This is a genomic window from Acinetobacter sp. YH12100 (assembly GCF_013419135.1).
Classification (GTDB): domain Bacteria; phylum Pseudomonadota; class Gammaproteobacteria; order Pseudomonadales; family Moraxellaceae; genus Acinetobacter; species Acinetobacter pseudolwoffii.
Map to the genome: position 1 here is coordinate 84889 of NZ_VPAQ01000002.1, position 16719 is coordinate 101607.

A 16719-nucleotide genomic window follows, 5' to 3' on the forward strand; every position below is an offset into this window, starting at 1 on the left:
CAATATGACCGTGTTAAAGCAGCAGATGCAAAAAGCCATTTCTACCAATCCGATTCAGGACATGACGTTCCGGGGCTTACACTGGATTGAGGCCTCGGCAGGCACCGGCAAGACCTATACTTTATCCAGTTTGATGGTGCGGATTTTTCTGGATCAGTATTATCCGCATCAGGTGATTGCAACCACCTTCACCCGCAAGGCAACGGCCGAACTGAAAAACCGGGTACGGCTGCGGGTCGAAGAAACTTTGGCCTATATCCAGCGTCATCAGCAGCTCAATTCTGTGGAAATTGCAGCGAAGATTCAGAGCGAAACTGATCCTTTATTTCAGCAGGTATTGAAAGATTATGGCACACGGATGGACTATGCCCGTCGCCGCTTGCGTCTGATACTGAACCAGCTGGATGAACTGTTTGTCGGGACGCTGGACAGCTTTAGCCAGAAACTGTTACGTGAATTTGCTTTTGAAAGTGGCAAGATTGAACGTGCTGAACTGACCGAAGATCAGGATTTATATATCCAGCAACTGATTCATGATGTGCTGCGTGACTGGATTCAGCAGCAGCCACAATATATGGTCAATCATTTGTATGTGCAGAATCTGCTGAAACCGGTCGAGCATTATACCGGGCTGGTTCGGGATGCTCTGAATTTTAGCAAGCAGCAATTCCAGAAGGTCGAGCCGGCTGAATGTGATCTAGGTAAATTAGAAGCCTGTATTACCCAATTATTGAATATTCATGAGCATGATCTCGAAGTCATGCGGCGCTATTGTCAGGAAAGTCCAAAGTATTTTCACAAGAGTTTTTTGACCAAGTTAACCGACGTTTGTGAAAACTTTATGACCTGGAGCGCAGCCCTAAAAACTCAGGGTGGCATGAGTTTCTTTGATGCGGAATTGCAACCGATTTTACTGAATCTGTGCCATTTACGCCGTAAAAAAACTGATTTCCAGCCGACCACTCAGGTTTTTAACAAGAGCTGTCCGGAAGCGGAGCAGCAGCTGATTTTGCAACACAGCCTGATTGTGGCAATTGATGCACTGTGTGAGGTCAAACAGGATCTGGATGAGCAGTTGAAGCAGCTCACGACCTATCTGGAATTTCATATTATTCAAAGTGTGCAAACTCGTTTGCCGCAAACCCTGCAACAGCAGGGTGAAACGACTTTTTCCCAGCAAATCCGCACACTGGCAGAAGCACTGCAAGGACAACAAGGCCAGCGCTTTGCCCAGTTTGTACAGGCACGTTATCCGCTGATTCTGGTGGATGAATTTCAGGACACCAATCAGGATCAGGATGACCTGCTGGCCAAGATCTGGCGGGATGCCAGCCGGGTTCAATCCGGCTGCATGATTATGGTCGGCGATCCGAAACAGGCGATTTATGGTTTCCGTGGTGGCGACATGCTGACCTATAACAAGGCACATGCTGACGTGCGGCAGAAGCAGGGCCGCGAATATACCCTGATGCAGAACCATCGTTCGGTCAAAGCGCTGGTCGAAGTGGTCGATGCTTTATTTCAATGCCAGATGGATTTTGGTGAACAGGTGCAGTACACCCTGATTCAGGCCGGTAGTCGGCCACATCCGGATCTCATCGATAGCGCTGTCTGCAATCCGCAGCCCTTACGCTGGATTCAGTTGGGTGAGTCGGATGTAGAAGCCGATCAGGTGGCCTGGAAAATCCGTGCACTCCTCAATCAGTCTGCTCAACAGCAGTTATATTTTCAGCAGCAGAACAGTATTCAAAGCCTGAAAGCCGATGATATTGCAGTGCTGGGGTTTGGACATTTTTCCCTTGAGCAGGTCAAGCAGCGCCTACAGCGTATGGGTATTCCTTGTTATAAAGAGTCCAAACAAAGTGTTTTTGCCAGTGCTATTGCGCAGGATGTCGCGGCCGTCTTGACTGCAATCATGGATCCTTTTAATGAATCCAAGGTCAAACGTGCCTTACTGACCCGCCTGCTGGGTTTCAACCTGAAAAAACTGATTGAGTTACAGGCGCAGAGTGAAGGGCTCAGTCGCTATATTGCCGATCTGGATGCAATTCGGGAAATGTGGTTCGAAAAAGGTTTTCTCACGGCATGGAATTATGCCTTAAACCTGTTTCAGGTCTGGACTCATCTGGTGGCCAGTCAAAGTCTGGATAATGAACGGGTGGTTGTGAATTTGCGTCATCTGACCGAAATTCTGAGCCAGCAAAGCGAATATTATCAGGGTGCCCAAAAACTCTATCACTGGTATTTGCGTCAGTTACAGTCCCCTTCAGGCAAAGACAGTGAAAAAGAACGCAAGCTGTCTGGTGATCATGGGGTACAGCTGATGACCATCCATGCCTCTAAAGGGCTGGAATTTAAAGTGGTATTTTTATTGGGCGCAGATGCTGCTTTTGATGTAAATAAAGGCAACTTGAACTTTTCATTAAGTGGCACACTGTCTGAAAGTATTTTAGAACAATCCCGGGTGATTGCAGTCAATCATAAGCATTTGCACGAGCAGGCGATTTTACAGAATGCAGCGCGTAATGCAGCGGAAAATCACCGGCTTTGGTATGTGGCGCTGACCCGTGCCAGTCATCGGGTGTATGCCATGTTACAAGACCACGCTGCACAATCCGATTCGGGCTTGGCGTTCTGGCGTGGCCAGGGCGATGCCATCTTCGAACATGCTTTATCTCTGGTCGAGCAGCCGCTGTCTCAGGAACCGGCACGTCTGGTCGAGCAGTCACACCATCATAAGATCGACATGCTGGCGCAACCTTTGCCAGAGCGACAGTTCTATCCACGCACCAAAACCAGTTTTACCGCATTGTCGCAACACCAGTCACATGCGCCAGTTTTGCAGGATGATCTGGTCAATACACAGGAACACCCGGATAGTGCAGCGGATGAAATCAATCTGAATGCTTTAGCAGATCAGCCGGCTGTCACACCGTTGGACTGGATCAAGCTGAATTTCCCCAAAGGTACGGTGGCCGGGACTTTCTTGCACAGTATTTTTGAACATGTCAATTTTCAGGATAGCAGTTACTGGAATCTGGAAATTCGCCGTCGTTTTAAAAATACTGCACCGCAAATCTGGCAAGAACTGAAAGAAAAATTTGAACAGGCCTTTCAACTGCGTACTGTGCTGGAGCAGACCTTTGCGCCGCATTATCAGGCCGCAGCGGTGAATCTGCGTAGCCTTTTTCAAGCCGCAGCGCAGGCAAATTTCAAAGCAGATGAGTTGCAACAGAGTATGCAACGCGTTTTGTCCAGCCTGAACTATAAATTGCTGAGCGGCATTCGCCTGCATGATCAGAGCGAAGCTTATCGTCAACAATGGCGAGAGTTGTTTCAATCGGCACAGCAAGACCGATCAGCCTTGATGCTCTTTTTAAGCCAGTTTGAGCGTTATTTCACCGAGCTGGATGATGACAGCTTTATCCTGTTTTTTGAACAGGAAATGGCCCAGATTGCACACCTTGCAAGTCCTGAACAGCTCAATGTCGAAAGCATCTTCCAGACTGCTTTAGATGGATTGCTTGATGAAATTAGGGAAGATATTTTACTCAATCTGATGCATGACTGGGTGCATGACATTCTGGTCACTCCGATTCAGGCAGATTTTGTTTTGGCACAACTGGGTGATCAACAGTATCTGTCAGAATTCCCGTTCTATCTGTCACTGACCGATGCGCCTTTGCAGATCCGACAAATTCATCAGCTCTTTGTTGAACATGACATTGTCATGAGCGATTTTAATGAAGCCAAATCGGCACGTTATCTGACCGGTTCCATCGATCTGGTGTATTTTGATGGCCAGCGTTACCATATTGCCGATTATAAAAGTAACTTTCTCGGCCCAGATCAACAGCATTATACAACTGAGGCGATTCAGCAGAATATGAGCCAGTCCAGTTACTGGTTGCAGGCAGCCTTGTATCTGGTGGCCCTGCATCGTTATCTGAACGCAAATATGCAGGCGTATTCAATGCAGCAGCATCTGGGCGGCGCAAGCTATTTATATTTACGCGGTATGCACGGGCAGATGGAACAAGGTGTATATCACTGGCAACCAGACATCGAATTCGTTGAAAAACTGGATCAGATTTTGGGCTATTTTGAGCAGAAAAAAACAGCATAATTTTGCTGCCTGATAAAATATATAGAGATTAAACAGAAAATTATCCTGTGGATAACTTTGAGGATAACTGTGTGGAAAATGAGCAGAATCACGTGTCGCAACAAAACGCCAGTTTGATGGCCTGGATTGACTATTTATGTCAGCCTCCATTTAGCTCGGCTACATTTGATCCGGCAGCAAAATTACTGATTCAGCAATTGCTTGAGGCGATGCAGGCCGGCGATAGCTGCATTGAAGCGCTTCCTCAACAAATGGCATTATTGCATAATCTGGTGCGTGATCATGCTCAGCAAGGCACGGGTATTGCCCCCTTGGTGTTTGAAGATCAGCATTTATATCTGTACCGCTACTGGCAGCTGGAACAGGCAGTGGCAACGCATATAGCACGAATCAAGACCCAGTCTATTGCAGCCCTGGAGTTAACAGCACGTGACCGCAGTCTGCTCTCAGATCCACAGCAGCAAAAAGCCCTGCAAATGGTGGCAGAGCAAGCCTTCAGTATTATTACTGGCGGGCCGGGAACCGGTAAAACTTATACGCTGGCGCATATTATTGCAGTTTTATATGATGCGCTGCCGAATATCCGGATTGCCATGGCCGCGCCGACCGGAAAGGCTGCACAGCGGATGAAAGAAGCGCTGCAAAAAGCCTTACAGACTGAAGTTTTGCAGCAGTTTGAAATAGCTGCACTACAACAGTTACAACCCGTGACCCTGCATCGTTTATTGGGATTGGGCACGCGCGGACAGCCACGTTTTCATGCCAAACAGCCTTTGCCCTATGACGTAATTGTGGTCGATGAAGCCTCGATGCTGGATTTAAGTCTGTCACAGATGTTGCTGGCCGCTGTACCATCTCAGGCACGTCTGATTTTACTTGGCGATGCAGACCAGTTGGCTTCTGTGGATGTCGGCACCGTTCTGGCAGATCTGCAACAGGTTGCGACTTTGCAGGATAATCGGGTCAACTTAATCACCACACGACGTTTTAAAGCAGGGGCCAAGATTGGGGCAATGGCTGATTTTATTCAGCAGCAGCATGAAGCTGCCAATGTCCTGCAAAAATTTGAGCAGCAGATTGTCACTACCAGTGAATTACAAGCCATCACCTTGGATCAGGTTGAGATTGACCAGATCCAGTTGCAATATTTAGCGCCTAGTGCTGAACAGACGGCCACTACATTGAATCAATATTATGATCAGTTGATGTATGGTTATCAGGCCTATACACAGGCTGTCAAAAATAAGCAAGGCTTAGATGATTTCGAGCAATATGTACAACAGGTGGTGAGATCATTTGATGATTACCGTATTTTAACTGCGATTCGTTCTGGTGATCTGGGCTTATTCAAAATCAATCTACAGATTGAACAACGCTTTTTAGCAGCTCAAGGTCAACTGAAGCAGGGTGACTGGTATGTCGGGCGGCCGGTCATGATGACCTATAACGATTATCAACTGGGTTTATCCAATGGTGATATTGGCATCTGTTTTTTACGTGAGCAGTCTGGTCAGTGCCAGTTTGAAGTCTATTTTCCGAGTCTGGAAAAATGGGTCTTAGCCACCCGTTTGCCAAAGAGTATAGAAACCGCTTTTGCACTGACCATTCACAAATCTCAAGGTTCAGAATTTGCACATACCGCAGTGGTGCTGGATCAATATGCGCAAAATCTATTAAGTAAAGAGTTGATTTATACTGCAATTACCCGTGCTAAAAAAGTGGTCAGTTTATTGGTAGATTGTGACGCTTTTACACAAGCCTTATGCGTACGAACCACACGTAAAAGTGGTTTAAGTCAAAAAATACTTGAACAATCTACTAGTTTATTGGCAAAAAATAATCAGATCTTGTAGGTAAAAGCTTACACGGATTCAAGAAATTGCCGCATAGAGCTTTTAATCAGTTTTTGAGAAGATTGGTCATACAAAATAACTCAACACGGAAAGTTGAGCATAATCGTATAATTATAAAAAGAATGTCAGTAGACAGCGAACTTACAGTGAGGTAAGTAAAAAGAGGAAACTTACAGCCGCTAAGCCTTGTAGTTTTGGGAGAGACTACAAGGCTTTTTTATATTTAATTAATTTATATTTCAAAATACTAGATATTTACCTTAATTCTAAAGTTGGATATTGTTGTGGAATGGCTGGATTTAAGCGAATTAGGTTAAATAAAGTGGTATTAATGTAATATTATGCAACTTTTAGGCTAGTTATTGTACGAAATAGCTTACAGCAAGATACGCTAAATGCCTCTACTTGTCTTTGTAGAATATGGCAAAATCTACCACACAAGGAAGGTGATTTTTCAACAGGATGTTTGAAAATAATAACAAGCGTAAAACGCTATAAAAAACACAATAAATAATAATGATAAGAGAAAGAACTACAGCGCCAAAAAGCCCGACTAAACTCGGGCTTTTTTTTATCTATTTTTTATTCAGACAGACGACGGTACATAAAACAATAGAAAAAGCGTTCTAATTGCTTAGGTCGATTTCTCTATTTAAGTGGTCTAGACGATCTCGCTTAAAACAGTACAGATCTTGAATAACTCAGGATCAATGGACAACAGCTTCGCTTTAAATAAATCACCGATTGAAAACATTTAAAAGTGCTGATCTATTTTTGCAATTTGGCGCATTTTCCCTTAAAATATACAACTTGCTGTAGTGATGCACGGCAGTCAAAGTTTTGAATTCTCATTACATTGATTTTTATCAAAATATATAAGCATCTCGGAGAAATCGAATGGCTTTAACTAACGCAGATCGCGCAGAGATCATTGCTAAATTCGCACGCGCTGAAAACGACACTGGTTCACCAGAAGTTCAAGTAGCTCTTTTGACTGCTCAAATCAATGACTTACAAGGTCACTTCAAAGAGCACAAACACGACCACCATAGCCGTCGCGGTCTAATCCGTATGGTTAACCAACGTCGTAAGCTGCTTGACTACCTAAATGGTAAAGACCACGGTCGTTATGTAGCATTGATCGGTGCTTTAGGTTTACGTCGTTAATTCGATTTAAACTTTATTTTCGGGTTATTGCATGCTTTGTGCTTTATTGCTGAAAACTAAAGTCGGTTTAGCTTTTGGCTAGGCCAGTGGAAGGGGCGAATGTTTCGCTCCTTCTTTGTGTTTAAAAATAGTATTTAATCTGGTGAGGTCGGCTTCTAAGCTTTGTCATTTGTTCGTCTATATAGTCGTGAATGCCAAACCTTAGGGGTCTCCACTAGAATAATTGTTCACAAGAACTAGGAAAAAATAAAACATGTCGATGTTTAATATTATTCGTAAAGAATTCCAATTCGGTCAACACAACGTGATTCTTGAAACAGGTCGCGTTGCACGTCAAGCAAACACTGTTGTGATTACCATGGGCGGCGTACAGGTTCTTGTTGCTGTTGTAGCGCAACCTAAAGCAAAAGCCGGTCAAGACTTCTTCCCATTGACTGTTAACTACCAAGAAAAGCAATATGCTGCAGGCCGTATCCCGGGTGGTTATGGTAAGCGTGAAGGCCGTCAGTCTGAAGCTGAAACTTTAATTTCACGTCTGATCGACCGTCCAATTCGTCCATTGTTCCCAGAAGGTTACTTCAACGAAATTCAAGTGACTGCAACAGTAATTTCATCTGACAAAACCATGGATGCTGACATTGCTGCAATGCTGGGTACTTCTGCTGCATTGTCGATTGCAGGTACGCCTTTCCGTGGTCCAATCGGCGGCGCTCGCGTTGGTTTGATCAACGGTGAATACATCCTGAACCCGAACCACGAACAGTTAAAAGAGTCTGATCTTGATCTGGTTGTTGCAGGTACTGAAGCTGCAGTATTGATGGTTGAATCTGAAGCGAAAGAACTTTCAGAAGACCAAATGCTGGGCGCTGTATTGTTCGGTCATGACGAAATGCAAATCGCGATTCAAGCGATCAAAGAATTTGCTGCAGCAGCTGGCGCAGTTGAGTCAACTTGGGTTGCTCCAAGCAAAAATGAAGCGCTTCTTGGTCAATTAAAAGATGCATTCGAAGCGAAAATCTCTGAAGCCTACACAATTGCTGTGAAACAAGACCGTTATGCGGCGCTTGATGCACTTCACGCAGAAGCTGTTGCCCAATTCGTTCCTGAAGAAGATGAAACAGGTATTGCTGACGAAGTAAACGAACTCTTCGAAGATCTTAAATACCGCACGGTTCGTGACAACATCTTGTCTGGTAAGCCACGTATTGATGGTCGTGATACTAAAACTGTTCGTGCAATCGATGTACAAGTGGGCGTATTAGGTCGTGCTCATGGTTCTGCATTGTTCACACGTGGTGAAACTCAGGCATTGGTTACAACAACTTTGGGTAATACCCGTGATGCGTTGATGGTTGATACCCTTGCAGGTACTAAAACTGACAACTTCATGCTTCACTACAACTTCCCTGCATACTCTGTAGGTGAAACGGGTCGTGAATCTGGTCCTAAGCGTCGTGAAATCGGTCACGGTCGTCTAGCACGTCGTGGTGTTCAAGCAGTTCTTCCTGCAGCTGACCGCTTCCCGTACGTGATCCGTATCGTATCTGACATCACAGAATCGAACGGTTCATCTTCAATGGCTTCTGTATGTGGTGCTTCTCTATCACTTATGGATGCAGGTGTTCCACTTAAAGCACCAGTTGCGGGTATTGCAATGGGTCTAGTAAAAGAAGGCGAGCGTTTCGCAGTTCTTTCTGACATCCTGGGTGATGAAGATCATCTTGGCGACATGGACTTTAAAGTCGCAGGTTCTGCAAACGGTATTACTGCACTGCAAATGGACATCAAGATCGAAGGGATTACTGAAGAGATCATGGAGTCTGCATTGAACCAGGCTTATGCCGGTCGTATGCACATTCTTAATGAGATGAACCAAGTAATTTCACGCGCTCGTCCTGAAATTTCGATGCATGCACCAACATTCCAAGTGATCAACATCAACCCGGACAAAATCCGTGATGTAATCGGTAAAGGCGGCGCGACGATTCGTGCGATTACTGAAGAAACGAAAGCTGCAATCGATATTGAAGATAACGGTACAGTTCGCGTATTCGGTGAAACTAAAGCGGCAGCCGCTGCTGCAGTTGCTAAAATTCAAGCATTAACTGCTGAAATCGAACCAGGTACAATTTACGTGGGTAAAGTGATTCGTATCGTTGAATTCGGTGCGTTCGTAAATATTCTTCCGGGTACTGATGGCTTACTTCATATCTCTCAAATCTCGAACGAACGCATTGCGAACGTTGCAGATGTATTGAAAGAAGGTCAAGAAGTGAAGGTACAGGTTGCAGACGTTGACAACCGTGGCCGTATCAAATTGACCATGAAAGACATCGAACAAGTTTAATCTACTGAATATTCCCATGAGTTAGCTCATGGGAATGAAATATCAAAGCCCTGAGCTTGATCAAAGTGCTTACTTTGGCTGTTCAGGGCTTTTTTTATGCTTCGGAAAATCTCCGCACATCTGGCCAAAATGTTTGAATCGCCCACAGGCTGTCAACGATTGTCGCACGATCTGAGTCTGTATTAAGCAGTTGATCTTAGGTCAGGGGATCGGCTTCAGAACTTTTTAGCAGACGATAAATTTCATCTTTCAATTTTAGCTTTTTACGCTTGATCGCTTCAATATCATTGTTGATATGATTGACCGGGTCGAGTTCAAGCTGACTAATTTTCCTGTCCAGCTCATTATGTTCCTCAAACAATTTGGCAAAGTATGGATTTTCCTCGCGAAGTTGTACAATCAAGTCGCGGTATTCGGGAAACATGTATTTCATTTTTTTATTACAATCTTTGGTTTTCATAGCGCTTTTTATACTCTAATCATCAAATTAAAAATAAATATGCCCTGATCTGCAGCGAAAGATGCAGATAGACAGAGCATCAAAGGACTTACTTAAAATGCAAATGTTTGACCTCGCGGCGTAACTCCTGCACTTCATCGATGAGGTCCAGCATCATCGCGACTGCGGTAAATGACGCATCAAAATCGCGTTGCAGGCGATAGGCGCGTTGTGCACGCGAAATATCCTCACCGAGGAAAGTGCTGGCTGGCGTGATAGGAGAACGATCGGGCAGAATTCCATGTTCAATCAATTGCATGACCCATTCCGGGCTTTGTCCGCATGCTTCTGCGAAGTGGATGAGGTCAAATGAGTGATCGTCCATAATTTCTGACGGGGTATAGTCCTGTGAAAAGCTTTCTTGGTACTGAATTGTAGTCATGGCTCTACTCCTTAAACAGCCAAGTGTGCAAAATTGAGAGAATGAAAAGGTGCTGAAGTAAAACGCTTTCTATTCTTCGGATATGCAGACTCAAATGATCACGAGAAAAAAATCGGTATGTTTCGGTATTCAATGCCTCAGGAACGCGCGAATAAGAGAAGGTGAAAGTGAACGCTGTTTTTATAGTTTTATGTTTTATTGACCGAGTGTGTTCAAACACTTTCCTGTGTTGAATATACGCTGCCCTATGAGGACGGCAAAGCAGACCTGATGACAGAATTGAACAAGGCTGAAGATTGATCATCATAAATGGATAAAAAATAACCGTCTTCGATCCATTATTATGACTTTAGCTGCGCCAAAACAGTTTTTATTTGTACCTTATTGTTTCAAATCATGACAAAGAAAAAGCCCCTGATACAGAGGCTTTGAAAATCTTTCTGAAATTAATGTTTTATCCAGGTTACACTGCGGCCAATTACTGAGACACCGACATAACCACGCAAGGTTAGACGTTTGCCATTGGCGCTTAGGCGTGCTTTGCCTTTGTAAATTTTGCCACTGATCGGATCAAGCACTTTGCCGTCATGGTATTCACGTGGCTTTTTCGGATCTGCTTTAAAATCCCAGATAAACGGCAGGCCTATAAACGGTTTGTCTTTGAGCTGACCTGGACATTTATGACAGATGCCCATTTTCTCTGCGCCAGGCAAGCTACGTGTTGCGACAATTATTCCTTCATAGCTACCATCCGCTTTCTTACGAACTTCTACATCCGCACGAGAATAGCCTGATTGATCATCAATGGTTTTCCATTTACCCACTAATGGATCTTCATAGGCAAAGGCCAAGCTAGAAACCGCAGCCAAACTTATCCCCATCACTAGAGTGTTCAATAATTTTTTCATAACATACCTGTTAAATTTGATACTGTATTCATTTTAGAATTATTACTCTAATTTATTTTAAAAGCATAATTAAATCAATACTATAAAATGTGATTGTATTCTCATAATTTTTTTAAAACGATGATTATTTGGTCTTTGTTAATGTGAATAGTCTTATAATTTAAATGGGATTTTGAGGTGGGGTTTATCTGAGGATCTGATTCAGTGAATAGGCAGGTTTTCTACTGGAGGTAAATATGCTCTGTTGAGCTTCGTCATGTAAATTTTAAAACATAAAAAAGCACTCCTGAGGAATGCTTTTTTAAACTCATGCTTAGCACCGTTTAGCTTAGATGTTCACCACATAGACCTAAGGCCTCTTCGGCTGTAAAGGTATATTGGCTATTACAGAACTGACAATCCATTTTGATCGGATTCTGGAATTCCAGTGTTTCACGTATTGATTCTACGCCAATCTGTTGTAAGGCCACTGCACAGCGCTCTTTAGAGCAGGTACAGCCAAATTTCAAGGCTTCAGTTTCTGGTAAGCGCACCTCTTCCTCATTATATAAACGGTAAAGAATGTCAGTGGCTTGCAGGCCGATTAGTTCTTCAGTTTTCAAGGTTTCAGTGAGCATGGTCAGACGCGGCCATAAATCTTCATCAACACGGCGCTGTTCTTCTTCACTATTCCGTGGCAATAGCTGAATCAGTAAACCACCGGCGCGCTGATGGTCGCTTGCCAGTACAATGCGCGTTGGAATCTGTGCAGACAGGTCATAATACTGCATGAGGCAGCCAGCCAGATTTTCTTTGTCCAGCGGCACAATACCTTGATAACGCTCACCAAATTCTGGTTCGATATTGATAAACAGCACTGGAGAAACCAGTGACTTTAAGATGGTGCTGCTGTCTTCACCCACCAGAAAGTGCGGATCTTCTTCATAGTCCGCCAAAGCGCGAACTTCACCCAGGTGGTTGCATTCAGCCATTGCCCATTTAAATGTGCCCGATGCCTGAATTTGCAGGCTGATACGCCCTTTAATCTTCAAGGTGCTGGCAAGCAGTGCAGTCGCAGTGAGCATTTCACCCAACAGAATCTTGACCGCAGGTGCATAGTCACGTTGCGCTAAAATGGTTTGTAAAGCTTCTTCAAGATGCACCACTTCACCACGAACAGGGCTATCTTCAATAAAAAAGCGTTGGCGTAAATCAGACATAAAATTCTCCATAACCCTGCTTTAATGGTGTCATTATTGTAAAACACAAGTTATGACAGATCATCTCTTAACGCATCAATTCCTGCGCCGTTTGTATCCTGTTGCGGCTGTGTATCTGTTTTTTGAACTTTGTTGCGTTGATCCTGCGCAAACAGATGTTCGAGTTCTGCCAAGCTACTGCGGTGATGTTCATAACTTGCGTGTTGATCCGAATCTAGATGGTATTGACTGTTGAGTAATTTTTCATCATGTGCGCGGAAGTATTCAATCTGTTGCTGACTTTCTTCCGGAGCAGTATTCAACTGGCTTAACAAAGCCTCACTCATTTCCAGTGCTGAAAAGTAGTTTTCACGCCAGATTTTCTCTACACCTAAATCCTGTAACAGATGCACATGATGACGATCACGCGCGCGTACCCATAAACAAGTTTCAGGATAATTCAGCCGGATATACCGCACGATCAGCATCGAATCTTCAATATCATCAATGGCAATAATCACTTGCTGGGCCATCGCAATTCCTGCATGTGCCAAAGTTTCTGGCTCTGTCGCATCGGCCTGATAGAAAGGAATTTGATACTGCGCAAGCAGTTCAGTGGCTGGCACATTGCTGTCCATGACACTAAATGCATGCTGTTGTTGCAGTAAAATCCGGGCAATAATTTGTCCAAAGCGGCCAAATCCAATCAGCAAAATAGGGGGGCTGGCTTGAGGACTGGAATCGGTTTCAAAGGTCGCAGCCAGATGATTGTTTTGATCCAGACGCGGTAAAACCTGACTGTGTAATAACCAGTAAAATGCCGGGCTAAGTAACAATGAGAAACTCACCATCCAGAGCAAGGGCGACAGCAGATTGGCTGCGATGATCTGGTCGGATACCGCAATCACCAGCGCCAGCAAGGCAAACTCGCCACCTTGTGCCAGGCTGGCTGCCAGCAAGCTACTGTTGCGCCAGCTATTTTGATGATAACGCGCCAATACCAAACTGATTGCAAACTTGACCAAGATCAAAGTGAAAGTGCCACCGAGAATGATCCAGAGGAAATTCAACAGATCAGATAGCTGTAATGACATGCCCAGACTGATAAAGGCTAGGCCCATCAATAAGCCCTGAAAAGGCCGAATGGTGCTTTCTACCGCGGGCCGGAAATCTGAATCTGCCAGTAAAATCCCGGCAAATAAAGCGCCAAGAAACAGATTCAGTCCAAGCGTATTCATCAAGAGCAGCAGTGCCAAAGTTACCGCAATCGCCACAATGGCATGCAGTTCGTGACTGCCACTTTTTGCAATCCAGCGATATAGTGGCTGCATCAGATAGCGATTACACAGGAACAAGCCGGTAAAAGTAGTGATCATCGCGGCAAAATAAGCCACTCCGTGTTCGGTCGAACGAATCCCGGCAAATAAAGGAATGGCGGCAATCACAGGAATGGCCAGCAGGGCATGCAGCAGCAGGATTGAATAGGTCTTTTGACCATAGCTGGTGGCAAACTGTTCCTGATTGTGGAGTTGTTGAATCACCAAGGTCATGGCTGACAGACTGCCAGCAAGTCCAATCACAATACTGGCAAGCAGGCTTTGTTGTAGAAAAATCCAGGCCAGCAGGCTAAAAATCAAGGTACTCATTAGTACCTGCAAAGCAGCCGTCATCCACAGAGATTGACTGATCTGGGCGATGCGTTGTGGTCTGAGTTGCAGCCCGATCCAGAACAGCAGTGCCAGCAGGCTGACGTTCATGAAACTGTTCATCAGGTCTGGAGTCTGAATCAGATGCAAAACACCCGGACTTAAGATCAGTCCTGTTAACAGATAGCCCAGTACGCTTGGTAGTCTGAGCCTTTTACTCAGTGGCACTATTAACAGTGCGACCACCAAAACCAGTGTTATTTGTAACAGTATCGACATTTTCCTGTCCTAAATTTTATGCTTGATCCAGACGTTGATGCGTATGTCCCGGACATGGACTCAGATGCAATTTCTCTTAGCTGAGTTCTTGGGGGTCAATGTCCAGCGTCAGCTTCATGCTTGAAGGTTTGTCCTGCAGCATATTCTGCCACCAGCTGCGCACATAGTAATGCAAACGTGGACGATCTGCTGACAAGAGCACCATATGCGACTGATAGCGCCCAGCCTTACGTTCCATCGGCGCAGGAATTGGCCCCCAGATGTCCAGCGCCAGATCAGGATATTGCCTGAGGAATGCCGCATGTTTCTGTAAGAATTCGGTGTTTTGTGCCTGATCCTTGGATTCGCAGCGAATCAGGATGGCATAACGATAAGGCGGCATCTGGGCAATTTGCCGTTCCTTTAAGGTCTGCTGGGCAAACACACGATAATTTTCATTGACCAAGGTATTCAGCAGGGCATGATCCGGTCTGAGCGTCTGCAAATAGACATCGCCTTTGTGTTCACCACGTCCAGCCCGGCCTGCGACCTGAACGATCAGTTGTGCGGTACGTTCGGTGGCACGGAAATCCACACTGAGCAGACCGGAATCAATATCCAGAATCGCCACCAGCGTCACATAAGGAAAATGATGCCCTTTGGCCAGCATCTGGGTGCCGAGCAGAATCGCGGGTTCACTTTTTTGAATCTTGTCATAGATTTTTTGCCAGCTACCCACCCGACTGGTGGAATCGCGATCGACCCGAATCACTTCATGATCTGGAAAAAGTTCATTCAGATGTTCTTCGACCTTGCCAGTGCCCATACCCAGTGTGACCAGTTCCTGATGCTGACACTGCGGACAGTGCTCTGGCATTCGGTGAATGGTGCCACAGTGATGGCAATGCAGATGCTGATAAGGCTGGCGATGCACAGTAAAATTGGCATCGCAGTGCGGACATTGTGCCTGCCAGCCACAACTGCCACAAAGCAGGACGGGGGCATAGCCACGGCGGTTTAAAAAGATCAGTACCTGTTCTTTTTTCTCCAGACGCTTTTTGATGTCCTGAATCAGTTGCAGACTGATGCCATGCTTTTTCTGTGCCACCTTTAAATCCAGAATATGGATTTTCGGCATTAAGGCTGTGCCGGCACGTTGATTCAGCTCCAGCACCTGCATTTTGCCATGTTCAACCAGCGCATAACTGTCGATACTTGGTGTCGCTGATCCCAGCAGCACTGGACATTGCTGTAAATGGCCGCGGTACAGCGCCACATCGCGGGCATGATAGCGGAAACCTTCCTGCTGCTTAAAAGACAAATCATGTTCTTCATCCAGAATGATCAGACCCAAATTCGGTATGGGGGTATAGATGGCGGAACGTGTGCCGAGGATGATTGAAGCTTTGCCAGTCTCTGCTGCCTGCCAGGCTTGCAGACGTTTTGTATCGTTTAGGCCTGAATGCAATAGCGCGATATGACACTGAAAACGCGACTGGAAACGGCTAATCGTTTGCGGGGTCAGACCAATTTCCGGCACCAGCACCAAAACCTGCTTGCCCTGTTTCAGCACCTGTTGCATGATTTGTAGATAGACTTCGGTTTTACCACTGCCGGTCAGACCATCCAGTAAAAAAGCCTGATATTGATTGCGATACTTTAATACCTGATCAATGGCATGTTTCTGTTCAGGATTAGCGGTCAGCGGCATTTGCGCCAATTGCATCGGCTGTGGACTGAAATCTTGTGGCTCCAGCACACAGGTACAAATCTCTTTTTTCTCCAGTGCTTTTAAGGTCGCAGTTTCAATTCCGGCCAAATTCAATACATTTTCAGTGGTGCCAACCGGATGCAGTTTTAAAATCCGGTAGGCTTCCTGCTGCTTTTCCGAACGGCGTATTTTAGCTTCAGCATCAGGGTTCAGAAGTTTCCAGGTGCGGGCCAGCAGGTTATAAGGCTTACCTTGGCGTAACAGCGTTGGCAGGGCACTGTGCACCACTTCACCCATCGGAAACTGATAATACTGTGCCGACCATGTCAACAAACTTAAAACTTTAGGGTCTATGATGGCACGTTCATCCAGCAATTCAGTGACGGGCTTGAGTTTAAAACGTGGGTCGACCGGAGTATCTGCGGAGAGCTTTTCGATAATCACCCCGACCAGATTCTGCCGACCAAACGACACCAGTACGCGTGCGCCGACCTGGGCCTGTTCAAATTGTTCTGCACTCATCGTGTAATCAAAACAATCAAATACATGTACAGGTACAGCAATGCGTACGCGATAAAGTGGACTTGAATCGGTGTGAGAATTTTGCATATCTTGGGGTGGAGATCCTGAAGAAATTTCGTCGT

10 protein-coding genes are annotated in these 16719 nt (G+C 45.3%); 4 read left to right on the plus strand and 6 right to left on the minus strand.

Translation table 11 applies throughout. The features are described from left to right. Nucleotides 1-4 precede the first annotated feature (4 nt). The 4 genes from FTU40_RS02285 (at nucleotide 5) to pnp (ending at nucleotide 9493) form a co-directional block, all read left to right on the plus strand. Nucleotides 5-4126, plus strand: coding sequence for a UvrD-helicase domain-containing protein (locus tag FTU40_RS02285; protein ID WP_180039620.1), 4122 nt, complete (start codon nucleotides 5-7; stop codon nucleotides 4124-4126). A gap of 71 nt (nucleotides 4127-4197) precedes the next feature. Then, nucleotides 4198-5979: an exodeoxyribonuclease V subunit alpha gene (recD, locus tag FTU40_RS02290; protein ID WP_180039622.1), complete on the plus strand. Its 1782-nt coding sequence runs from the start codon at nucleotides 4198-4200 to the stop codon at nucleotides 5977-5979. Between the two features lie 897 nt (nucleotides 5980-6876). After that, nucleotides 6877-7146 (plus strand): 30S ribosomal protein S15, encoded by a 270-nt coding sequence (gene rpsO / locus FTU40_RS02295; protein WP_004637724.1) that lies wholly within the window; start codon nucleotides 6877-6879, stop codon nucleotides 7144-7146. A gap of 259 nt (nucleotides 7147-7405) precedes the next feature. Continuing rightward, nucleotides 7406-9493, plus strand: coding sequence for a polyribonucleotide nucleotidyltransferase (gene pnp, locus FTU40_RS02300; RefSeq protein ID WP_171063368.1), 2088 nt, complete (start codon nucleotides 7406-7408; stop codon nucleotides 9491-9493). A gap of 196 nt (nucleotides 9494-9689) precedes the next feature. Here pnp and FTU40_RS02305 read toward each other — a convergent pair whose 3' ends face one another. From FTU40_RS02305 to FTU40_RS02330, 6 genes are all read right to left on the minus strand, one after another. Then, entirely contained in the window at nucleotides 9690-9953 is a 264-nt protein-coding gene (locus FTU40_RS02305) for a YdcH family protein (RefSeq protein ID WP_005095339.1), read from the minus strand. A gap of 88 nt (nucleotides 9954-10041) precedes the next feature. Continuing rightward, nucleotides 10042-10374 carry a chaperone modulator CbpM gene (locus FTU40_RS02310; RefSeq protein ID WP_074383946.1) on the minus strand — a complete coding sequence of 111 codons (333 nt, stop codon included), beginning with the start codon at nucleotides 10372-10374 and terminating at the stop codon, nucleotides 10042-10044. Nucleotides 10375-10820: 446 nt separating this feature from the next. Continuing rightward, the gene (locus FTU40_RS02315; RefSeq protein ID WP_005095344.1) at nucleotides 10821-11282 is read right to left on the minus strand and encodes a DUF2147 domain-containing protein; all 462 of its coding nucleotides are present in this window, start codon (nucleotides 11280-11282) and stop codon (nucleotides 10821-10823) included. 323 nt (nucleotides 11283-11605) lie between these two features. After that, complete coding sequence (locus tag FTU40_RS02320) at nucleotides 11606-12481, minus strand: Hsp33 family molecular chaperone HslO (protein ID WP_005095347.1); 876 nt, start codon at nucleotides 12479-12481, stop codon at nucleotides 11606-11608. Between the two features lie 50 nt (nucleotides 12482-12531). Beyond that, nucleotides 12532-14385, minus strand: coding sequence for a cation:proton antiporter (locus FTU40_RS02325; RefSeq protein ID WP_180039624.1), 1854 nt, complete (start codon nucleotides 14383-14385; stop codon nucleotides 12532-12534). A 76-nt stretch (nucleotides 14386-14461) separates the two neighbouring features. Beyond that, a complete protein-coding gene (locus FTU40_RS02330; protein ID WP_180039626.1) occupies nucleotides 14462-16684 on the minus strand; it encodes a primosomal protein N' in 2223 nt (740 codons plus the stop codon). Nucleotides 16685-16719: the final 35 nt, after the last annotated feature.